This window comes from Pseudofulvimonas gallinarii (assembly GCF_004343305.1).
Classification (GTDB): Bacteria; Pseudomonadota; Gammaproteobacteria; order Xanthomonadales; family UBA2363; genus Pseudofulvimonas; species Pseudofulvimonas gallinarii.
Genome location: NZ_SMAF01000019.1, coordinates 1 through 22,584 on the forward strand (window position 1 = coordinate 1; position 22,584 = coordinate 22,584).

Annotated in this window: 10 protein-coding genes and 1 riboswitch; of the genes, 7 read left to right on the forward strand and 3 right to left on the reverse strand. The window is 69.2% G+C overall.

All coding sequences use genetic code 11. The features are described 5' to 3' along the window. Nucleotides 1-28: 28 nt before the first annotated feature. Nucleotides 29-538 (forward strand): hypothetical protein, encoded by a 510-nt coding sequence (locus tag EDC25_RS14920; protein WP_132577519.1) that lies wholly within the window; start codon nt 29-31, stop codon nt 536-538. A gap of 130 nt (nt 539-668) precedes the next feature. On the opposite strand, the gene EDC25_RS11270 is transcribed toward EDC25_RS14920, so the two are convergent. Continuing rightward, on the reverse strand, nt 669-1,949 hold the full coding sequence (locus EDC25_RS11270) for a TolB family protein (RefSeq protein WP_164483948.1): 1,281 nt from the start codon (nt 1,947-1,949) through the stop codon (nt 669-671). A 475-nt stretch (nt 1,950-2,424) separates the two neighbouring features. On the opposite strand from EDC25_RS11270, the gene EDC25_RS11280 reads away from it, so the two are divergent. Both EDC25_RS11280 and ahcY read left to right on the forward strand, forming a co-directional pair. Continuing rightward, nucleotides 2,425-3,828: an NHL repeat-containing protein gene (locus EDC25_RS11280; RefSeq protein ID WP_123521282.1), complete on the forward strand. Its 1,404-nt coding sequence runs from the start codon at nt 2,425-2,427 to the stop codon at nt 3,826-3,828. 254 nt (nt 3,829-4,082) lie between these two features. Further along, a riboswitch (S-adenosyl-L-homocysteine riboswitch) is annotated at nt 4,083-4,169 on the forward strand. 64 nt (nt 4,170-4,233) lie between these two features. Then, entirely contained in the window at nt 4,234-5,682 is a 1,449-nt protein-coding gene (ahcY, locus tag EDC25_RS11285) for an adenosylhomocysteinase (protein WP_123521281.1), read from the forward strand. Nucleotides 5,683-5,815: 133 nt separating this feature from the next. Here ahcY and EDC25_RS11290 read toward each other — a convergent pair whose 3' ends face one another. Next, on the reverse strand, nt 5,816-8,254 hold the full coding sequence (locus tag EDC25_RS11290; RefSeq protein ID WP_164483947.1) for an ADOP family duplicated permease: 2,439 nt from the start codon (nt 8,252-8,254) through the stop codon (nt 5,816-5,818). Nucleotides 8,255-8,460: 206 nt separating this feature from the next. Then, nucleotides 8,461-9,081 (reverse strand): DUF938 domain-containing protein, encoded by a 621-nt coding sequence (locus EDC25_RS11295; protein ID WP_123521279.1) that lies wholly within the window; start codon nt 9,079-9,081, stop codon nt 8,461-8,463. A gap of 159 nt (nt 9,082-9,240) precedes the next feature. Here EDC25_RS11295 and EDC25_RS11300 point away from each other — a divergent pair, with 159 nt between their 5' ends. The 4 genes from EDC25_RS11300 (at nt 9,241) to EDC25_RS11315 (ending at nt 22,582) form a co-directional block, all read left to right on the forward strand. Beyond that, nucleotides 9,241-13,341 (forward strand): hybrid sensor histidine kinase/response regulator transcription factor, encoded by a 4,101-nt coding sequence (locus tag EDC25_RS11300; RefSeq protein WP_132577521.1) that lies wholly within the window; start codon nt 9,241-9,243, stop codon nt 13,339-13,341. A gap of 176 nt (nt 13,342-13,517) precedes the next feature. Continuing rightward, nucleotides 13,518-15,734 carry a sulfatase-like hydrolase/transferase gene (locus EDC25_RS11305; protein WP_123521277.1) on the forward strand — a complete coding sequence of 739 codons (2,217 nt, stop codon included), beginning with the start codon at nt 13,518-13,520 and terminating at the stop codon, nt 15,732-15,734. Further along, entirely contained in the window at nt 15,713-18,070 is a 2,358-nt protein-coding gene (locus EDC25_RS11310) for a tetratricopeptide repeat protein (protein WP_123521276.1), read from the forward strand. The genes EDC25_RS11305 and EDC25_RS11310 overlap by 22 nt, the downstream gene beginning before the upstream one ends. Nucleotides 18,071-18,730: 660 nt before the next feature. Further along, the gene (locus EDC25_RS11315; protein WP_132577522.1) at nt 18,731-22,582 is read left to right on the forward strand and encodes a choice-of-anchor Q domain-containing protein; all 3,852 of its coding nucleotides are present in this window, start codon (nt 18,731-18,733) and stop codon (nt 22,580-22,582) included. Nucleotides 22,583-22,584 lie beyond the last annotated feature (2 nt).

Genomic DNA, 22,584 nt, shown 5'->3' on the forward strand with positions numbered 1-22,584 from the left:
ACGCATCGCACGACCTCGCTATACCTGAGTGCGGTATCGCAAATCGAAGGCGGCAAAGCAAGCGCTGGCGCGGGAGAAAAGCAACAGGCTGCTAGCGGTGGGAATGGAACTGCGGCTATCCGGCCGGATCCGGTTCGCCGATCCGTTGCCTGCCTGCAACTATGAACTGGCCATCACGCGGCAGAACCAGGGTCGCCGCGTCCTGGCCCACCAGCTGCCGACCGCGATGGCCGACACGGTGACAGTCATCTGGGCAGCCATCGCGACCCGGGTGTCGACAGCCGCTTTGGCGCACCCGGCAAGGGGCGCCTGCCCGTGGCGATGGCCGCCAACGTCCAGCTCGATTCCAGCACGTCGATCGCACGGGCGCAGGCCAGCGGGTAGCTGCCCCGGCTCCGCGCGCACCGGGCAGAACAACACACCGGTTCCGGCGATGCCGAATCAGGAGCGGGACGGGCTGTTCTTCGATAGCTCCGGCCGGTGGGCGTGGGCGCGCGCGGTCGCCACGCCGAAGACGGCGAGGTCGATGCAATCCTGAAGCCGTTGCCGCGACCGCGGTTGCCGGACGCAGGCATCCGGCCGGCGCGGAACGCGGTGCCGATGATCACTGCACGTCGCCGCCGCGGCTTCCGTCGCCGGCGGCGTTGCAAAGGCGTGCGGGCCGACCTTTACGGCACGATCGACTCGAAGCCGTTCGCGAACAGGGTGTCGTCCCAGAACGGGTTGTCGGCATAGAACACGTCCCATGTGCCGTTGGTGTCGCCGGGCACCAGGTCGGTGGAGTTGGAGAACCAGACGACGCCGCGGCCGTCGGGGCTGATGCGCACGCCGAACATGTTGCCACCGGCCGGCTGGTTGCCCGGCCTCCGGCTGAGCAGTTCAAGGTCCCCGGTCCAGCGGTCGAGGATGTACACGCCGCCGAGCATGGTGCCGGGCAACAGCATGTTGTCGGACTGGAAGGCCAGCCAGCGGCCATTGGCGGAGAAGTCCGGCTCCTCGCCCCAGCCCTCGTGCACGCCGGAAGACGGTACGGAAACCGGGACGGTGTGATCCAGCGCCGGCGTGCGCACGTACAGCACGGACTCGACGTTCGGGCCCCAGCCGGGCAGGTTTTCGCTGTTGGTGGCGAAGGCGACGACGCTGCCGTCGCCGCTCAGTCCGGCGATGGCGGAGCTGGCGTTGATCGGCTGCAGCTGTCCGGAACCGAGGCTGACCCGCTGCGTCTGGCCGGCGAGGTTGGACACGAAGATGTCGCGCACTGCATTGGTGTCGTTGGCCACCAGGTTGTCGGCGGCCGTCGAATAGATCACATGCGTGCCGTTGCCGCTGATGCGCGGGGTGTCGGCGTGCTGGTTCGCCTGCACGCCAGCGGGACCCAGGTTGACGCGCACGGTGGTACTGGTCTGCAGGTCGCGCACGAAGACGTCGACCCAGCCGTTGGTATCGGCGCCGGGGCCCAGCAGGTTGATGTTCGACGAGGTGAAGGCGACGCGCCGGCCATCGCGGCTGATCGACGGCGCGCTGCAGTTCGACGTTGGCGCCGGCGTGCCGCTGGCTTCGCGGTCGATGATCTCGATGGCACCGGTGACCCGGTTCTTGGCATAGCAGTGGAACCACACGGTCTGCGGATGCAGCATGCCGTACGACATGAACGTCACCATCTGGCCGTTGCCGGAGATGGCCGGCCGCGTCGCCGGGCCGGTGACCTGCCCGCCGGCCGGCGTGACGCTGACGCGCACGGTGGTGCCGGTCTGGCGGTCGTGCACGAAGACGTCGGTCTGGCCGTTGGAGTCGTCCGCCACCAGGTTGCTGGCATCGCTTTCGAAGGCGATGTAACGGCCGCCGTCGGAGACCGTCGGATAACGGCTCTGCGAGTTGCCCTGGCCGCCGCCGGTGGCGACGCTGACCCGCTCCACGCCCTGCGCCTGGACGCCGGCAGCCAGAAGCATCGCGAATGTTCCTGCGACGGCGGGGGCGAACGGGGTACGTCTGCTGCCCATGTGCCTGCTCCGCGGACGGGATGTCAACCTGCAGGAGTGTTACGCGTTCCGCGCGGAAATCCCATCAGCCGATTTTCCGGCCCCCGGCCGGCCAGGTTCGTGGCAGCGCTCACGAAGCCGACGGGGCGGCCGCCGTCGCACCCGCCGCCCTGGCCATGGGCCTCGCCGCCGCCGGTGGCGACGCGGACCGGTTCCACGGGCTGCGTGGCGGCGACAGGACTGCGGCGCGCGGGTGCCGCCATGACCGGGCGGGTGAATGCCGGCCGCCCTTCGCCGTGTCACTCCGCTGAGGAATGTCCACACTGGATGGAAACGCGATCTTGACGAAATGCCCGCAAGGCATCTTCCGCCGCCGGATCGATGATCCCTGGGCAATCGTGCGTCCGTATGCCGCGGCATACCACCCGGTTCGAGGAGCCCGTCCATGAATACCGTTTTCATCAGCCTGCTGGCCAGCGCCGTCCTGGTCCTGGCGGCCACCGCGCCGGTTTCCGCCGCCGACGGCGATCCCCTGTACGGATTCGGCACCGACGGGGAATACCCCGGCCACGGTTTCTACGCCAATCCGTGGGGCGCCAACCGGAGCGCCTTGCTGGAATCGGTGCTGCCCGCGGCGGACGGGCGCATCTACCTGGTGGGCAGCGTGCAGACCGGCGATTCGAGCTGGCGCCTGGCACTGCGCCGGCTGACCCGCGACGGCTACCCCGATTACGACTTTGCCGAGGGTGGCCTGCGCACCTATGTACCGCCGTGCCCGGACGGCAGGGCAACCACCGGTGCCCTGGACAGCCAGGGTCGCATCTGGATGGCGATCGGGGGTTGCGGCGATTTCATCGCCTACCGTTTCACGCCGGCGGGGGACGTGGACACCGGCGTGCAGGGCACCGGGGTTGTCCAGGTGGCCTTCGACCTGGGCGGTGACGACAGCGATTACCCGTCAGCCCTGAAGGTGACGGACGACGATGGCCTGATCATCGCCGGTTATGCCAGCACCAATGGTCCGCGTGTCTATGCCCTGGCACAGGTCTCCGCCAGCGGCCAGCCACGCCCCGGTTTCGGTGCGGCCGGCAAGGTGGTCGTGGAGACCGGCGTCAGTGTCACCAGCGTCACCGACGTCTTTGAAATGGAGGACGGCAGGATCGTCCTGTCCGGCCGCCGCTTGTGGAATGGCAATACCGAGGAGTACCAGGTGCTGCGCCTGCAACCGAACGGCCAGCCGGACGTGGGTTTCGGCGCCGATGGGCCCGGCTTCAGCCGTCGCAATCTGGCCGAGATGACGAATTTTGCCGCAGCCACGACGGTCGGCTCGGCACTGATGGAACGCGACGGTTCGGTGCTGGTGGTCGGCATGTTCCGCGAGGTGGGCGTCCACAGCGGCGACTTCTTCTTGGCCCGCTGGCTTCCGGACGGCCTGCCGGACCTTGCCCTGGGCCAGTTCGGGGTACGCCGGTTTCCCCTGGACTTCGGCCTGCCCGACCCGCTGGACGCCAGCAACCTAGACCGCGCCTATACGATTGCAAGACAGAGCAACGGCCACTACCTGCTGGCCGGATACAGCGCCGACAGCGAAGGCAACAACGGCATGAGCCTGCTGCGCCTGCGGCCCGGGCTGCAGGTGGACAGCACGTTCGGCGACAACGGAAAGGTCCGCTTCCCGGTCCCCATCTCGGTCAGCGGCTGGCACAACGCCCGGGCGGAATTCGTGATTCCGCAGCCGGGCCGCATCCTGGTCGGCGGTACGGCCAACACCGGGCTGGACGCCGCCCGCATCGTGACCCTGCTCGGCCTGGAACTGGACCTGCTCTTCGCCGACGGTTACGGCGACTGAGCCGGCCGGCCACCCGGTCCCCGGCGTAGGGGGCCAGACTTGCGGTCGGCGCCGCTGGTGTTACATGCCCCTGCTGCTGGGCACGGGCAGTAAGTCGTCCGGGCACAGCCGGCGCCGGCCAGCAGCGTGGACGACCACGGGGCGTTGCAGGATGGCCTGGGGGCACAGGCAGGACCCGGGGACCCGGGCCAACCGCCTGCCATGCCGGCCACCTTCAGGAATCCCGGCGACGGCCCGGTATAATCACCGGCCTCCCTGTCGAGGGGCGCTGCACGTCGTCCGCCATAAGGTGGCGAACCCAGGCTCGACAGGCGATTCACGTACAACGGCGCCCGGCCAACCCGATCCCAGCCTGCCCTGGCCCTCCGGCCAGCGCGGCCGTGGTCACGAACCGGAGCAACATCCATGAACGCTGTACTCAAGACCTTCTCGACCGAGGGCGACTACAAGGTTGCCGACATCAAGCTGGCCGACTGGGGCCGCAAGGAAATCGAGATCGCCGAACACGAAATGCCGGGCCTGATGGCGATCCGCCAGAAGCATGCCGCCGCCAGGCCGCTGGCCGGCGTGCGCGTCACCGGCTCGCTGCACATGACGATCCAGACCGCGGTGCTGATCGAGACCCTGAAGGATATCGGCGCCGACGTCCGCTGGGCCTCCTGCAACATCTTCTCGACGCAGGATCACGCCGCCGCCGCGATCGCCGCCAGCGGCACGCCGGTGTTCGCCTGGAAGGGCGAAACGCTGGAGGAATACTGGGACTGCACGCTGGACGCACTGACCTTCACGCTGCCGGACGGCACGCTGACCGGCCCGCAGCTGGTGGTGGACGACGGTGGTGACGTCACCCTGCTGATCCACAAGGGCTACGAGCTGGAGCAGGGCGACGACAGCTGGGTGAACTCGCCGTCGGGCTCGCACGAGGAGCAGGTCATCAAGAACCTGCTCAAGCGCGTCGCGCAGGAGCGCCCGGGCTACTGGACCCGCGTCGTCGCCGACTGGAAGGGCGTTTCCGAAGAGACGACCACCGGCGTGCACCGCCTCTACCAGCTCGCCGAAGCCGGCAAGCTGCTGGTGCCGGCCATCAACGTCAACGACTCGGTCACCAAGAGCAAGTTCGACAACCTCTACGGCTGCCGCGAGTCGCTGGCCGACGGCCTCAAGCGCGCGCTGGACGTGATGCTCGCCGGCAAGGTCGCCGTGGTCTGCGGCTATGGCGACGTCGGCAAGGGTTGCGCCGATTCGCTGCGCGCCTACGGCGCCCGCGTCATCGTCACCGAGATCGATCCGATCTGCGCCCTGCAGGCGGCGATGGAAGGCTACGAGGTGAAGACCGTCGAGGACACCCTCGGCGAGGCCGACATCTACGTCACCACCACCGGCAACAAGGACATCATCCGCGTCGAGCACATGACCGCGATGAAGGACCAGGCCATCGTCTGCAACATCGGCCACTTTGACAACGAGATCCAGGTCGATGCGCTGAAGGCACTGGCCGGCGTGCAGGTCGTCAACATCAAGCCGCAGGTCGACAAGTACGTGATGCCGAACGGCAACGCGATGTTCCTGCTGGCCGAAGGCCGCCTGGTGAACCTGGGCTGCGCCACCGGCCACCCGAGCTTCGTCATGTCCAACTCGTTCTCGAACCAGACGCTGGCGCAGATCGACCTGTGGGCGAACCGCGAAACCTACCAGCCGAAGGTGTACATCCTGCCGAAGAAGCTGGACGAGGAAGTGGCCCGCCTGCACCTGGAGAAGATCGGCGTGAAGCTGACCAGGCTGACCCAGGAACAGGCCGACTACCTCGGCGTGCCGGTCGACGGTCCGTTCAAGCCGGAGCACTACCGCTACTGATCGCCGCCGCCGCGTGCGCGGCGCTCGCAGCGACACCGGACGGGCGCCCCAGGGCGCCCGTTCCTTTTTACGCCCTGGTCCGCGAAGGGGACGCGCGCAAACGCCGCTGGCCGAACGCGGCGTCGCGGCAAGGTCAGTCCTGCCGCAGCGCGGTGAGGGGCTCGACGCGGAGGGCGAGGCGCGCCGGCAGCGCGGCGGCGAGCAGGGCGACCAGCGCCAGCACGGCGACGGCGAGCAGCCAGGCCGAGGGCTGCGCCGGACCGATCTCGTAGAGCACCACGCGCAGTTCGCGTGCGAGCAGCCAGACCAAGGGCAATCCGGGCAGCAGGCCCAGAAGCGCGGGACGCAGGGCCTGTCCCAGTACCAGCGTCAGCACACTGCCGCTGTCCGCGCCCATGGCGCGGCGCAGGCCCAGCTCGCGGGTGCGCCGCAGCACCGCGTGCGCCAGCGTGCTGTAGACGCCGATGCCGGCGAGAAGCAGGCCAGACAGCGCGAACAGCACGGTGATCCGGCTGATCGCACGCGGCATGGCGATGGCGGCATCGACACGATCCTGCAGCGGGCGCAGGTCGGCCATGGCCAGTGCCGGATCAAGCTGGCGGACCGCCTGGCGCATGCTGGCCATCACCGCCACCGGGTCGGAATCGCTGCGCACGGTCAGGAACAGGTTGCGGCGCGGCATCGCCTCCAGCGAAAGATAGGCGGTCGGCGTCTGTGCCTGGTCGACGCCGAAGAAGCGGAGGTCATCGACGACGCCGACGATGTCGAACCATTGCGTGCCGTCGTCCCCGTCGACGCCGAGGCGCCGCCCGAGCGGGCTCCTGCCATCGAAGTGCTGGCGCACGAAGGCGGCGTTGACGATGGCGGGCCGGGTGTGGCCGCTGGCGTCGCCGGGATTGAACCCACGGCCTTCGCGCAGGCGCACGCCGAGGGTGTCGAGGAAGTCGTGCGACACCCAGTTTATCCAGGCGTGCGCGCGGCCGTCGGCGCGCGCGCCCGCCTGTCCTTCGATATGCAACAGTGCATCGGAGAAACTGCGCGACAGCGGAACGCTGGTCGAAAACGCCACGGCATCGACGCCGGGAATCGCCTGCAGCGATTCGCGCAGGCGCTGCTGCGCGCCACGGAGTTCCGGATCGTCCGGATAGGCCATCGACGGCAGCAGCAGGCCACCGGCGACGACACCCTGCGGACGGAAACCCAGGTCCACCTGCTGCAGGCACCGGTGGCTGTCCAGGAGCAGGATCGACGCCACCGTCACCGCCAGCGCCAGTGCGAAATTGCCGGCGACCAGCGCATTCGCCAGCCGGTTGCCGGCGCGTGCGCCGATGCTGCGCGCGCCGGTCTGCGCATTGGCGTCCGCCAGCGTGGCACGACGGGTCGCCGACGCCGACGCGCCTGCGATCACCAGTGCGACGGCGCCCGACAGCGTGATGGCGGCGAGCACGGCGCTCGCACCTGGCTGCACGTCCCAGGCCTGCGCGAAGCCCGGCGGGAACAGCGTGGTCAGCAGGCGCAGGCCGACGCCCGCCAAAAGCAGGCCGGCAAGGCCGCCGGCGACGGCCAGCTGCAGCGACTCGGCCAGCAGCAAGCGCCACTGCCGCCAGGGACTGGCGCCAAGGATCCCGCGCAATGCGAATTCGCCGCGTCGGCCGGCGCTGCGCGCGACCGCCAGGCTGGCCAGGTTGACGGTGGCGATGAGCAGCACCATCAGCGCCGCGGCCTGCAGCACCAGCACCTGCGCGCGGACATGGCGGCCCAGCGATGCCTGCAGGGGTTCGACGAACAGGCCGAGGCCGCGCTGGGTGTCGGGATACTGCCGGCGCAGCCGTGCGGCGAGCAGGTCCAGCTCCCGCTGCGCCTGTTCGATGCCGACGCCCGGTGCCAGTCGCGCGAACTGGCGCAGGGCGGCCTGGCCGCGATCGCCGGTCCGTTCCTGCAGCACGGCAAAGACCTCCGCCTCGGGCAGGTCGGGAAAACGGAATCCAGCCGGCATGACGCCGACCACGGTGTGGCGCATGCGGTTGAATTCGACCACGCGACCGATCACGTCCGGATCACCGTTGAAGCGCCGCTGCCACAGTCCGTGGCCGATGACCGCGACCATGGGCGCGTCGATCACGCCATCCTCCGCCGCGAAGCCTCGACCCAGCACCGGTTGCACGCCCAGCACCTGGAAGGCATTCCAGGTCGCGGCGCCGCCGACCAGGCGTTCGGCTTCACCGCGCCCGTCGCCGAGCACCGGATTCCAGCCGCGCCACGCGGCGATGCCTTCCAGGCTGCGCGCGTTGTCGCGCACGTCGAGGTAATGATCGAAGCTGGTCCACTCGCGGCGCGGATCCTGGATGCCGATCTCGCCTTCGATGCCGGATGCGTCGACCCAGACCGCCAGCAGCCGATCGGCCTGCGCGTAGGGCAGTGCACGCAGGAACACCGCTTCGACCATGGCCCAGGTCGCCAGCGTGGCGGCGCAGGCGATGGCCAGGGTCAGCACGGTTGCGACGGTGGTCAGCGGCGCCCGCAAGAGGCTGCGTGCGGCGGTGCGCAGGTCGTGCAGCGCGGTGGCGATCATGGCGGCTCCCGGAACGAAAACGGCTAGGCGTGGGCAGTCCTCGGAACATGCAATCCGGGTGCCAACGGCCAGGCCGGCAATCCGCGGCGCCTTGCCGGCGATGTCGGGCCGGGTTGTCCGGACACGGACATCATCGCGTCCGGAATCGTCGCGGTCACCGCCAACCGGCCCGGTCGGAGCGCTTCGATGCCGGCATGGGCGGGAGCTCAGTCCCCCGGCGTGATCGGTAGGCGCCAGACCAGGCAGCGATTGTTCGCCGGCATCGCCACGTCGGCGACCCCCTGTAATCCGGCAGCGCCTGCGAGGGCATTTACCCATTCGAAGTCGCGGATGCCCGATCGCGGGTCGCGCGCCTTCAGCCAGGCATCGAAGTCGCGGTTGCTGGCGCTGGTATGGCGGCCGCCGTAATTGAACGGCCCGTAGGCGACCACGGTGCCGCCCGGCACGTCGGCGAGCAGTCGGCCGCAGCCGGCGAAGAATGCCTGCACGGCCGCCCGGTCCATGATGTGGAGTGTGTTGGCCGTGAATACCGCGTCCGCCGCCACGTCCGGCCATTCGCCCGTTACATCCAGTTCCAGCGCCGCCGGCGTGTTGGCCAGTGCGGCGTCGTCGAGCCAGGCCTGGATGCCCGCCAGGTGTTCCGGGCGGTCACTGGCCTGCCAGACCAGCCACGGCAGGTCGGCAGCGAAATGGACCGCGTGCTGCCCGGTGCCGCTGCCGATCTCCAGCACATGGCGGGCACCGGCGAAATGTTCGCGAAGCACATGGAGGATGGGATCGCGGTTGCGATCGCATGCCGGCGAATGCGGCTTGTCGGGGCGTTCCATGCCTCATCGTCGCCCGCCGCGATGCCGGCGCGCAAACCCGCGCGCAGATCCGCTGGCGGCCGGTGCGCAAATCCGTGCGTCAATTCCGGTGGCCTTGCCGCCGCGAAGCCACGCAGGTGCCGGGTTATGCTTGCCGCTCCGCACGACCCCGCAGTGGTGATGCCCCGCTCGACCCGTTCCTCCTTCGCCAAGACCTGTCTCCGGGCCAGCCTGGCGGGCATGCTGCTGGTTGCATCGCTGGTCAATGCGGGCCCCGGCACGCGCTGGGTCGAGCGGCAATACGGGCCGGCGGACGGCCTTCCGGTCAGTAGTGCCAGCGCCGCGCGCATCGATGCCGACGGCTTCCTGTGGGTGGCCACGCATGACGGCCTGGCGCGCTTCGACGGCGAGCTGTTCGATGTCCACGACTCGATGCGCTTTCCGGCGATGTCCGGCAACCGCGTATTGACGCTGCACGATGACGGCGATGGCAGACTGTATGCGCTGACCGCGCATGGCGACTGGTTGCGGGTGCGCTCCGGCCAGATCGACCGCGTCAACCTCGGCGCGCCGCTGCCGGTGATCCATGTCGACCCGCCCAGCCTGTGCGTGACGACACCGGCGGCCGTGCATTGCCCGGATGGCAGCGGCGCCTTCCCCGTGCGCGTGCAGTTCCCCGATGGCGTGCTTGCCACCAAGGCGTTGCCGGGTCACGCCGACGATACCTGGCTGCTGACCGTGGGCGGCGAGATCTGGCGGCACAGGAACGGCCGCTGGGAGTCGGCATGGTCGCGACCGTCGGGCGTCGCGCCGCTGCATTCGCGTCCGGCACTGGTGGCGTCGGACGGCAGCTTCTGGACCAGCATCGAAGGCCCGCTGCTGCGCATCTCCATGGCTGGCGAGGCAACGGTCTGGGACGACGTCGATGCGCCGCACCAGGTCCTGCAGTTGCGTGAGGACGCCTCCGGCCGGGTGTGGATCGGCAACCCGGGCGCGCTGTTCCGCAGCGAAGGCGGCCGGCCGGTGAAGGTGTTCGCCGTCGGCGGTGAGGGGGAAAACGGTTACCACCTGAGCTGGCAGGCGCCGGACGGCGCGCTGTGGGTGCGTGCCGGCCCGCGACTGTGGCGCTTCGAAGACGGCGACGGCCCCTTCGATCCGCGATTGCCACCGGTCCTGCACGTGCAGGGCCTGACGCAGGACCTGCTGTTCGCCGATGATGGCGCGGTCTGGGTGATGACGCTGCGCGGCGGGCTGTACCGCCTGGTGCGCGCGCGCGTCGAACTGCTCGATGCCGGTTCGCCGCTGGGCGGCGGCAATGTCTACGGCGTGACGCGCGACAGCGCAGGCACGATGTGGATGGGCACGCTGGGCGACGGCATCAAGGGCGTCGATGACCGCGGCAACGTGCAGCGGCTGGGCAGCGAAGAAGGCCTGCCCGGCGTCAACCCCTGGCTGGTCGCGGCGGCGCCGGATGGCACGCTCTATGCTGGCACTTACGCGCCCGGACTGTGGCAACGGCCGCCCGGCGCCATCCGTTTCGAGCCGGTGCCGTTGCCTGACGAACTGTTCGGCGAACAGGTTCTGGCGCTGCATTTCGACGACTTCGACGCGATGTGGCTGGGCAGCACCGCCGGTGCATGGCGACGCGATCGCCAGGGCTGGCAGCGGCAATGGCCGCTGGAAGGCGAGCGCCGCCGCGTCAACGCGCTGGCGATGTCGGGCGACGCGGTCTGGTTCGGTGGCGCCGGTGGTGTCTGGCGCCGGCACGGCGATGGGACGCATGCCGTCGCGCCGACCCTGCTGGCCAATACATCGGTGCGCGACCTGTATGTCGGTCGCGACGGCGCCCTGTGGATCAGTACCGACGGCCGCGGCCTGATCCGCGTCGCCGCCGACGATCCGCGGGGTTACCGCGCCATCCGCCTCGGCCGCGCACAGGGGCTGCCGTCGAACAGTCCGCACGCCGTGCGCGAAGACCATGAAGGCCACCTCTGGGTCAACAGCAACCAGGGCATCTTCCGGCTCGCGCGCGGCAACCTTGCCGACCTCGTTGATGGCCGCACGCGCCACCTGTCGCCGCTGGTCCTCGGTCTGTCCGATGGCCTGACGGAACTGGAAGGCAATGGCGGCGTGCAGCCGTCGGCGGCCTTCGATGCCCAGGGACGCCTGTGGTTTCCCTCGCAGCGCGGTGTCGTGCGCTTCGATCCGCGCGCGATGTCGATCCGCACGCGCACACCGAAGGCGGTGATCGACACGCTGGAAAGCCAGGGCGAGCCGTTGTCGTTGCCGGCGGGCGATCCGTCGCTGCCGGTCGGCGTACGCTCGCTGACGGTGCGCTACGCCGCCGCCGACCTGCATGCCGGTGCCGCGCTGCGGTTCCGTTATCGCCTCTGGCCCCTGCAGCAGGGCTGGACCGACGCGCTGGGCAGCCGGACTGCGACGTTTGCCGGGCTCGGCCCCGGCCAGTACCGCTTCGAAGTGCTGGCCGGCAACAGTGACGGCATCTGGGCCAGCGATCCGACGGTGCTCGAGTTCGAGGTGCCGCCGCGCTGGTACGAAATGTCCACGGTGCGCGGCGCCGGCCTGGCGTTGCTGTTGCTCGTCGCTGCCGGCGCGGTGCGACTGCGCGGCCATCGCCTGCGCCAGCGCGCCGTCGAACTGGATCGCCAGGTCCATGAGCGCACCGCCGAACTGCTGACCGAAAAAGGTCGCGTCGAAAGCGCCCTTGCGGAACTGTCACGCGCGCATGCGCAGCTGGCGCAGACGCACGAACAGATCGAGGACAGCAACCTGCGCCTGGCCGCGCAGGCGCAAAGGCTGGAGGCCCTCGACCAGTTCCGAACACGGCTGCTTGCCGACGTCAGCCATGAGCTGCGCACGCCGGTCATGCTGGTGTCGATGCCGCTGGAGGAGCTGTCCCGCAACGGTCGCGGGCTCACTGCCGGGCAGCGTGACGCGCTCGCCATGTCGATGCGCCAGCTCGACCGCCTCGGCGGGCTGGTCGAGCAGCTGGTCGGGCTGGTGCAGGTCGAGTCCGGACAGATGCCGTTGCGCGCCAGCCGCTTCGATATCGTGGCGTTCCTGCAGGAACTGGCGCGCGGCTATCGGCCGGTCGCCGAGCAGGCTGGCGCGACCGTGGTCGTCCGCTCCACCGCGACCGCCTGCGAGGTGCTGGCCGACCGCCAGCACCTGACGACGATCTTCGGCAACCTGGTGGACAACGCGCTCAAGCACGCGCCGCATGGCAGCAGCGTGGACGTCGATGTGTCATCGGACGACGACCATGTCTTCGTCGAAGTGGCCGACTACGGCCCCGGATTCGATGGCGAGGCGGCACAACGGCTGTTCGAGCGCTTCTTCCGCGTCGCCGGCCCGCCGCGGCAGGGACGCGAAGGCCTCGGCATCGGCCTGGCGCTGGCGCGCGAACTGATCGAGCTGCACGGTGGCCGCATCAGCGCGAAGAGCACGCCGGGCGAGGGCGCGACCTTCCGCGTCGAGTTGCCGCTGGGCAGCGCCCACGTCGCCCTCGACGAGCTGGCGCTGGATGCCACCAGTCCGGCAGCCGCGCCAAGGCCCGGCATGCCCGACCGCGGCGACGGCCGCGTGCTCCTGGTCGAGGACCACCCGGATCTCGCCGCCTATCTGGCGGACCGCCTCGGTGAACACCTCCCGGTGACCAGCGTGGGCAGTGCCGAGGCGGCGCTGGCGGCGCTGGAAGCCGACCCGGGCATCCGGCTGGTCGTCAGCGACATCGTGTTGCCGGGGCAGAGCGGCATCGAACTGTGCCGCCAGCTCACCAGCGGGCCGTCGCCGGTGCCGGTCATCCTGATCTCGGCGAAGGCCGGCCGGGATGCGCGCCAGGCCGGCATGGAAGCCGGGGCCCGCGCCTATCTCGCCAAGCCGTTCGCTTTCGATGCCTTGCTGGCGGACATCGCCGCCGCCTGGCCGGCGGTCGCCCGACGCCTCGGAAGCGCGCCGACCGATCCGTCCGGGGCCGATCCGCTGCTGGCGATCGCCCTCTCGCGCCTGGAAGACCCCGCCTTCGCGGTCTCCGAATGGGCGGCGCGCGCCTTCCTCGGCGAGCGCCAGCTGCGGCGCCGCGTCAACGAGCTGACCGGGCAGTCGCCGCAGACCTGGCTGCGCGAGCAGCGCCTGCTGCGGGTCCGCCACCTGCTGGCCCGTGGCGAATGCCGGACCCTGGCCGAAGCCGGTGCCCGTGCCGGCCTGGACAATCCGTCCTACCTCTACCGCAGCTACCGCGCCCGTTTCGGCGACCAGTAGCCGGCGCCCGCAGCCTGCCCGTGGCGCGGGCATCCGCGCGCCGCCGCCGTCACGATGTCCGCTCCGTGCATGCCGGCGTCCGGCCGGGGCATGGGCATTGCCGGGCGGCTCCTCCACGCTGGATCCCGGCAACACCGGACCCGGCTCGTCGGGTCGAACCCAACTGGAGGACCACCATGAAACGCTCGCTCAACCCCGTCGGGCTGGCCGCGTGCCTGCTGCTTGCCGCCGCTGCCGCCCGTGCCGACACCGAACCCCCATCCGCCGCGGCCGCGGGAGACCCCATCTTCGCGAACGGCTTCGAACAGCGACCCAACATCCTGCTTGTCATCCTCGACGACGTCGGCGTCGACCAGATTCCCTCCTTCGGCTACGGCGGCGCCAATCCGCCGAGCATGCCCACCATCGATGCGATCGCCGAAGGCGGCCTGCGCTTCCGCAACACCTGGGCGATGCCGGAATGCTCGCCAGGCCGCTCCACCCTGCTGACCGGCCGCTTCCCGATCCGGAGCAACGTGAACCAGGCCCTCGGGCCCAACGACCTGGCGAACTCGCAGGTCAATCCTTATGAAGTGACGGTGCCGCGCCTGCTCGACCATGCCGGCTACGTCAGCGGAAAATTCGGCAAGACCCACATCGGTGGCCCGGAAAACAACCAGGCCGGGCAGGGCGTGCTGGGCCAGCTCGGCTGGGACTATTTCCAGGGCTGGACCGAAGGCGTTCCGGCCTCCATCGACACCACGGCGGGCGGCGTCGCCGCCAGCGGCACCTACAGCTGCGGTTTCGTGCCTGATACTGCGCGCGATCCCGAAAACGGCGCCGACAGTGGCGCCTGCTACACGCGCGATGCGGCGGGCGTCACCTGCAGCCTGATCAGCGGCAACAGTCCGGAAGGCGATCCGCCCGGCCTGCAGTGCCTGACCCGCGGCGGCATCCTGGTCCCGGATGCGACCTGCCAGAACCCGGCGCCGGCGAACCTGGCCTGGGAAAAACAGAACGCGCACTACGTGTCCTCGCTGGTGATCAACGAAGGCACGGACGTCACCGAAGCCGGCACCCTCGATCCGCGCAGTCGCGGCTACCGTGCGACGCTGGAAGTCGATGCCGCCTCGGCCTGGATCCGCGAACAGCAGAAGGCCGGCCATCCCTGGATGGCGACCGTCAGCTTCAGCAACGCGCACACGCCGATGCAGCATCCGCCGGCGGCCCTGCTTCCTTCCGGGGCCTCGGCACAGCTGCTGGCCGACTGCACCTCGGCGCGTCCGCTGAACATGCGTCGCCTCTACGACGCCATGATCGAGGCGACCGACACCGAGATCGGCCGGCTGATGCTGGAGACCGGCCTGGCGACCCCGGATGGCAACGGCGGCATCGTCTATGACCCCGCGGCCAGCAACACGGTGATCGTGCTGGTCGGCGACAACGGCTCGTTCTATTCGACCGTGAAGGTGCCGTTCGATCCGTCGCGGTCCAAGGGCACCGCCTACCAGACCGGCGTCTGGGTGCCGCTGATCGTCTCCGGGCCGATGGTCAACGAACCGGGTCGGACCGTGGAACACATGGTCAACATGGTCGACATCTACCACCTGTTCGGCGAAGTCGCCGGGCTCGACGTGCCGGCACTGGTGCCGCGCGTGGTCGATGGCGCGTCCATGTACCCGTATCTCGTCGATCCGGCGCATCCGTCCATCCGCGCCTTCAACTTCACCCGCGGCGGATTGAACCTGCAGGCCAACGGCGGCCGCAACGGTCCCTGCGTCATCGGTACGCAGTGCTCGCACACGCCGATGACGAAGGCGATCTGCGAGGACAACAACGGCACCTGGTGGGGCGTCGGTGCGGACCCGGGTTCGGTGATCAAGGGCGACCTCGAGCAGTGCTGGCAGGTCAACCAGGTGATCTTCCACCAGGATCCAACGGCCTATGCCACCAACAAGGTGACGATGGGCCCGACCGACTACCGCGCGATCCGCAACGAACACTTCAAGCTGGTGCGCAACGCGACCACGGACTACGACCCGGCGACCGATGCCGGCGTCGACGTGGTCAGCGAGGAGCTGTACCTGGTCAACCAGGCCGTGCCGGTGCCGTTGCTGGATCGCGAACAGCACGACCTGCTGGCCGACGGGAAGCTGACGCCGCACCAGGCGATCAACTACGCGCAGCTGGTGCAGGCCCTCGAAGCGCTGCAGGACTCGGTGGTCCCGTGTCCCGGCGACGGCAACATCGACGGCCGCGTCGACCAGGCCGACATCGACAACTACCACGCCATCGTCGCCGACTGGAGCGGGTCGAGTGTCTACGACTTCAATCTCGACGGCATCACCGACGACAGTGACCTGCAGATCATCCAGGACAACCTGGGAACGGTATGTTTCACGATGTCGCCCTGATCCGGGGCACACTCCGGACCGTGCTGCCGGCAGCGTTCGCGCTGCTGGTGGCCGCCTGCTCTGCGCCGGAAACGGCGCAGGTGCAGGCGGTCGGCGGGGGCGGGGTGTCGCAGGCATTCCTGCCACTTTCGGGCAGCGACGGCCACGTCGGCGCCAAGGTCTGTGGCCAGTGCCACCGCCAGGCGCTGGAGGACTGGCAGGGTTCGCACCACGACCTCGCCATGCAGCCGGCGACGCCGCAGTCGGTGCTGGGCGATTTCGAGGGCGCGACCTTCGACTATGCCGGCACCACCACCGAATTCCGCCGCCGCGGACGGCGCTTCTTCGTATTCACCGACGGCCCCGATGGCGAGCCGGCGGAATTCGAGATCCTCTACACCTTCGGGCACCGGCCGCTGCAGCAGTACCTGATCGAGCTGCCGGGCGGCCGCCTGCAGGCGTTCGGCATCGCCTGGGACAGCCGCGACGCCGAAGCCGGTGGCCAGCGCTGGTTCCACCTCTATCCCGACCAGCGCCTGACAGCCGGCCATCGACTGCACTGGACCGGACCCGACCAGAACTGGAATTTCATGTGCGCCGAGTGCCACAGCACCGGCCTGAAGAAGAACTACGACGCCGACAGCGACGGCTACGACACGCAATGGACCGAGATCGATGTCGCCTGCGAGGCCTGCCACGGCCCTGGCCTCGCGCATGCGCAGTGGGCGGTGGGCGGCCAGCCAGCCGACACTCCCGACAAGGCCCTGGCGGTGACGTTCCACGAACGCGCCGGCGTCGAATGGACGCGGCTCGAAGGCAGCGCCTTCGCCGTGCGCAGCCAGCCACGCACCACCCGCATCGAGATCGATGCCTGCGGCCGCTGCCACGGTCGCGCCAGCCGCCTGCTCGGCGACGAGGTGCATGGCGCCGGCCTGCTCGCCAGCCACCGTCCGGCGCTGCTTGATCCCGACCAGTACTGGCCGGATGGCCAGATGCTCGGCGAAGTCTTCAACTGGGGCCCGTTCCTGCAGAGCCGCATGCAACAGGCGGGCGTCACCTGTTCGGACTGCCACCAGCCGCATTCGCTGGCCTTGCGCGCCGAAGGCAACGCGCTGTGTGCGCAGTGCCATGACGGGCAACGATTCGACCAGCCGGCGCACACGCACCATGCCGGCGACGGCGAGGGCAGCCGCTGCGTGGCCTGCCACATGCCGACCACCTCTTTCATGGGCGTCGACGACCGCCATGACCATGCCTTCCGCATTCCGCGTCCCGATCTGTCGGCGGCGCTGGGCGGTGCGCCCGATGCCTGCACCGGCTGCCACCAGGACCGCTCGCCGGACTGGGCCGCGCAGGCGCTGCGCGAATGGTTTCCCGACAGCCGCCATCGCGGCGCGCACTCCGGCGAGGTCCTGCAGGCGGCGCACCGCGGCGAGCCGGGCACCGGCACGCGCCTGGCGCAGCTGGTCGCCGACCCCAGCCAGCCGGCCATTGTCCGCGCCAGTGCGCTGCGTGCCTTCGGTCCCTGGCTGGATGGCGATTCACTGGTGGTGGCGACGCCGCTGCTGGCGGAATCCGATCCGCTGCTGCGGCTGGCGGCGACCGAACTGCTGTCGCAGCTGCCGCCCCCGCAGCGGGCGGCGCATCTGGCGCCGATGCTGGATGACCCGGTCCTCGCCGTGCGCCTGGAGGCCGCGGATGCGCTGGCGGGCGTCGCCGAAGCCTGGCTGTCGCCGGCGGCGCGACGCCTGCTAGAGCTGGCCGTGGCCGAACTGGAAGCGTCGCTGGCCTTCAATGCCGATCGTGCCGACACGCTGGTCAGCCTGGGCGACCTGCGGCGCCGCCAGGGTGACCCGGGCGAAGCGGAGCGGGCCTACCGCCGCGCGCTGCAGAAGGACGGCGACAGCCTGGCGGCCACGCTGCAGCTGGCCGACCTCGCCCGCGAGCAGGGCCGCGAGGCCGAAGCCGATGACGTCCTGCGTCGGGCGCTGCGCATCCGTCCGGGTTCGGCCGAGCTGAACCACGCGCTGGGCCTGTCGCTGGTCCGCCAGCGGCGCGGTGAGGAAGCCCTGCAGCGGCTGCAGCGGGCCGCCGAACTGGCACCGGGGCAGGCACGCTATGCCTATGTACTGGCCGTGGCCCGCCACGATCTGGGTGATGCCGCTGCCGCCCGCGACGGGCTGCGCGAGGCGCTGCGGCGCCACCCGGACAACGTCGAGCTGTTGCACGCACTGGCGACCTACGAGCTGGAGGCTGGGCACCGGGACGAGGCCCGGGCCCTGGCGCGGCGGCTGGTGTCGATCGACCCGGAGAATCCCTCGGGTCGCGAACTGCTGAACTGGCTCGACCGGCGCTGAGCCGGTCGGGCGTCCCGCCGACGCCGCTGCCCTCCGGGCATCGGCCGGCCGGGCGATCGGGTTCCCGTCACGCCATGTGAACGGTCGTGCACACCTTGTCTGGCGAGCCGCCGGGCCGATACATCGGTGCCCAATCTGCGGGTGCCGCGCCGGAAGCGTGGGTGCCTGTCACACCTTGGATACCTCCGTCGATGTTGTTGCGGGCGGCCACCGGCACTGCGGCTGCACGGTGCAAGTGCCTGATTTACAAGTGCAGGATCCGACACATGGTCGGGATGTCCGCTCCGTGCATGCCGATGTCCGATCCCTGCATTTCCCGCCAAGTCCCAACCGGCCACTCTGTCGCGCATCCGCGGACCCAATCAACTGCCGTCTGCCAGAACTCCAAGGATCACCATGGTCGCTCGCCCTTCCATCAGCACGGTATCGCCCGTAACCCCGCACCGCGCTTTTCCCTTGCTGGGGTTCGCACTCCTCCTGACTGTTATCTGTCCAGCCGCCCAGGCCGCCACGTTCGAAGTGGTCAACGCCAACGACTCGGGGACCGGCAGCCTTCGCGCGGCGATGACGTCCGCGCTGGCCCAACCGGGCGACCACACCATCACGTTCAGCGCGTCCGTGAATGGTCAGCCGATAGTGCTGGACTCGCCATTGCCGCCGATGGCTTCCAACGTCACGCTTCGAATCCACGGCAATGGCGTCCAGGACACCATTATCGATGGCAACCAGCAATACAGGCCTTTTAAAGCGGAGTGGGCCAACAACCTGCAACTCCATTTGCGTGACCTGACCGTGCGAAATGGCTTTGCCGACCAGCTGGAAGGCGGCGCGGGCTATTTCATCGGCGCTACCAACAGCAAAATTTTCGTGCAGGACGTGGAATTTGTCGACAACCAGGCCACCTACGGCGGCGGCGCGATCCACGCTCAGGTGCCGATCCAGCTCACCCGGGTCACCTTCACTGGCAATCGATCCTATACACACGGCGCCGCGATGTATCTAGAAGCCGATGACACCTCGCTGCGCGATGTCACGATTGCCGGGAACCATGCGCAGGTTTCCGTCGTGCGCCTGAGCGGCCCATACGCATACACATTCACCAACGTGACCATTGCCCGCAACCAGACGAGTTCGGTCACAGTGCACGTCCGCAATGACGCCCAGCTTGCGCTGATCAATTCGCTGATTGACGCAGAGGACGAAGTCCGGCCCGTAATGCTGCTGGTTGAAGCGGGCTCATCGATTTCCCAGCCGGCCTCCAGGAACAACCTCATCACCTGGCCTGGAGCCGGTGGACTGGTCGATGGCAGCAACGGAAACATCATCCGGGAGATCGACGCTCTCGTAGGGCCATTGGGCATGTACGGCGGGAAAACGCGGACCCTCCCGCTGCTGCCCGGCAGCCCCGCGATCGACGCAGGCCCAAGCTCTGGCGCTGGATCCACCGATCAGCGTGGCGTGACGCGCGTCGGCGCGCCGGACATTGGCGCCTTCGAATCCCGTGGTTTCTCGCTTGCCGCCGTCAGCGGGGGAGGACAGGCAGCACCGGTATCCAGCACCTTCCCGAATCCTCTGGTCGTGGGCGTCACCGCCACTCATGCCACGGAGCCTGTGGAGGGAGGGAAGGTGGCATTCAGCGCGCCCACCGCTGGCGCATCAGCCACTTTCGGGAATAGTGTCGCGGTCATCGACAGCGACGGTCGGGCCCAGACCACCGCAACCGCCAACGGTGTCGTCGGCGGGCCCTACCACGCCACGGCAACACTGGGCGATGTCCCGGCCATCAACTTCCAGCTCACCAACCTCACCGGGGTTTGCGGCGCCTTCGCCTTCCCCTACACGCTGAGCGCCAGTGACAACGCCGAGCGGGTTGCGGAACTGCGCCAGGCCATCGAATGCGCCAACGGCAACGGCATGGCCGACGAGATCGATCTGGGCGGTCACACACTGACCTTCAGCGACGGACCGTACCTGTCCGCCAACGGCGCCAATGCCCTTCCGGTCGTCACCTCGGCGCTGGTGCTGCGTAACGGCACCCTGCGTCGCGCTGCCCCGACCAGTTTTCGCCTGCTGGAAATCGACGCCTCCGAGGAGACGCGACTGGAAGACCTCACCCTGCGCGGTGGCAATTCGATCAGGGAAGGTGGCGGGCTGCGTGTGGCCGGCGCCACGTCCACGTTGCGCAACGTGGTGTTCGACGGCAACCGGTCGTCCATCCACGGCGGTGCGATCTACAGCGAGGCGTCGATGCTGGTCATCGGCGGCGCCCGCTTCAGCGACAACCGCGCACCGGACGGCGCCGTGATTTCGCATGACAACTTCGTGCTCGCGATGAACCTGCGTGTCCAGGAGCATGACGACGTCATCAGCCGGTCTCTGTTCCATGGCAGCCAGATTCTCGCCCTGATCAACACGCTGGTCGCCGGCAACAACCTGGCGGCGACGGACAGCAGCCTGTTCGACTACACCTTCCGGCCGGAGCTGCGCGGCGTCACCATCGCCGACAACCGGATGACCGGAATGATGGTGCACTCGCCTGACGCCGGCGCCATCGGCCACAACATCATCATCTGGGACAACGAGTTCGCCGGACTCGGCCACATCGGCGTGCAGTTCGCGATCGTGCAGGGCGCGCCCCCGGGCATCGAGCATGTCAGCGGACTGCCGCCAGGCTTCGTGGATCCGCCGCACGACTACCGGCTGGCCGCTGGCAGCCCGGCCATCGATGCCGGCGACCGTGGCTACAGCTGGTTCGACATACTGGATCTCGACGACAACGGCGTGCTTGATGAGTACCTGCCCGATCTCGACGTCAACCCCCGCCTCGTCGACGACGCCAACGTCGCGGACACTGGCGAAGGTCCCGCGCCGCACATCGACCTGGGCGCGTATGAGCGGCAGGCCGATTCCGGACCCCGCGGCATCACCGTGGCCGGCGCCGACGGCCTGCAGACCAGCGAGAACGGCGGCACCGCGACGTTCAGCATCGTCCTCGACCGCTACCCGTCGGCGCCGGTGACCATCGCGCTGTCCAGCAGCGACACCAGCGAAGGGGTCGTGGCACCGGCAACGCTGGTGTTCACGCAGGCGGACTGGAACCGGCCTCACGTGGTCACGGTGATGGGCGTGCCTGACGGCGTCGTCGATGGTGACCAGACCTTCCAGGTCGAATTCGAGCCGGCGGCGAGCGCCGATCCCGGCTATGACGGCCTCACGCTGGCGAGCGTCACGGTCACCAACATCGACACCGACGCGGTCGCGCCCTCGCTGGCCCTGGGCGGGACCGTGATCGGCCTGGCCGGCAGTGGTCTGGTCCTCGACCTGAACGACGGCGACGAACTGCTGCCGATCGCTGCCGATGGCAGCTTCGTCTTCGCGACGCCGCTGTCGACGGGCGACGACTACGTTGTGGCGGTGCAAGCGCAGCCGTCGCAGCCGGCCCAGTCCTGCGTCGTCATCAATGGCAGCGGCACCATGGGCGGTGTCCCGGTCGGCAACGTGGTGGTGAACTGCGGCTCCGCCGTGACCCATTCGATCGGTGGCAGTGTCTCCGGCCTCACCGGCACCGGCCTGACCCTGCAATTGAACGGGGGTCCGACGCAGCTCGTGGCCGCGAACGGCCCTTACGCGTTCGGCCCGCGCCTGGCCGACGGTGCCAGCTACGTCGTCAGCATCTCGGAACAGCCGACCGGCCAGTGGTGCCTATTGTCGAATGCCACCGGCACTGTGGCCGGCAGCGACGTGGACAACGTCGATGTCGCCTGCACGACCGCCCAGGCGCAGCTGCAGCTGCAGATCGACGACGGCCACGCGTACACCCGCTACGGGCAGGTCCGCGACTATCTCGTGACGGTGTCGAACAGCGGCAACGCCGTCGCAAGCGGCGTGCAGGTCATTGGCACCTTCAGCCCCGCCTTCGATGTCGCCCACGTCACCTGGTCCTGCCTGCCCGGCAGCGGCAGCCCATGCAGCGGCGGCGCCCATGGCCAGGCCGACGTGCCGGTGGGCGGCAGCGTGACCTGGATCGTCAGTGCGCCGATCCTGTTCCGCAGCACGGAATCCGAGGCCACGTTCACTGTCACCGCCGACGGGCTGGCAGACGCCGACACCAACACGCTGGTGATCCTGCGCGACGGTTTCAACGAGCCCTACGGTGATGGCGCCAGCGGCGCCGGCGAAGCGCAACCGCTGGCAGCGGACGAGATCGTGCTGCTGGACTGGAGCGGGAACCAGCCTGGCGAGCTCGCCACACTGGGCCGCTTTGCCGCCGAAGGGGCCACCGTCGAAGTGCAGCGCCTGCACTGGCGGGGCACCTGGCTGGTGCGCCTGCTGGCCACCGATGCGGCCGGCCAGGAACGCAGCACGCCGTTTGTCGTCGTGGACAGCGGTGCCAGCCTTGGCCTGGCGCGTGTCGGCGACGCCCATGACACAGGGATCGAGTGGCTGCTGGAAGGGGCCACGCAGCCGCTCTCCCTGTCCCTTGCCGACAACGTCGAGGACACCGGCCGATGAAC

Coding starts and splice junctions, on each gene's coding strand:
- EDC25_RS11310 (WP_123521276.1), top strand. CDS start 15,713: ATGTTTCACGATGTCGCCCTGATCCGGGGCACACTCCGGACCGTGCTG.
- EDC25_RS11295 (WP_123521279.1), bottom strand. CDS start 9,081: ATGGAACGCCCCGACAAGCCGCATTCGCCGGCATGCGATCGCAACCGC.
- EDC25_RS11290 (WP_164483947.1), bottom strand. CDS start 8,254: ATGATCGCCACCGCGCTGCACGACCTGCGCACCGCCGCACGCAGCCTC.
- ahcY (WP_123521281.1), top strand. CDS start 4,234: ATGAACGCTGTACTCAAGACCTTCTCGACCGAGGGCGACTACAAGGTT.
- EDC25_RS11300 (WP_132577521.1), top strand. CDS start 9,241: ATGCCCCGCTCGACCCGTTCCTCCTTCGCCAAGACCTGTCTCCGGGCC.
- EDC25_RS11270 (WP_164483948.1), bottom strand. CDS start 1,949: ATGCTTCTGGCTGCCGGCGTCCAGGCGCAGGGCGTGGAGCGGGTCAGC.
- EDC25_RS11305 (WP_123521277.1), top strand. CDS start 13,518: ATGAAACGCTCGCTCAACCCCGTCGGGCTGGCCGCGTGCCTGCTGCTT.
- EDC25_RS11315 (WP_132577522.1), top strand. CDS start 18,731: ATGGCTTCCAACGTCACGCTTCGAATCCACGGCAATGGCGTCCAGGAC.
- EDC25_RS11280 (WP_123521282.1), top strand. CDS start 2,425: ATGAATACCGTTTTCATCAGCCTGCTGGCCAGCGCCGTCCTGGTCCTG.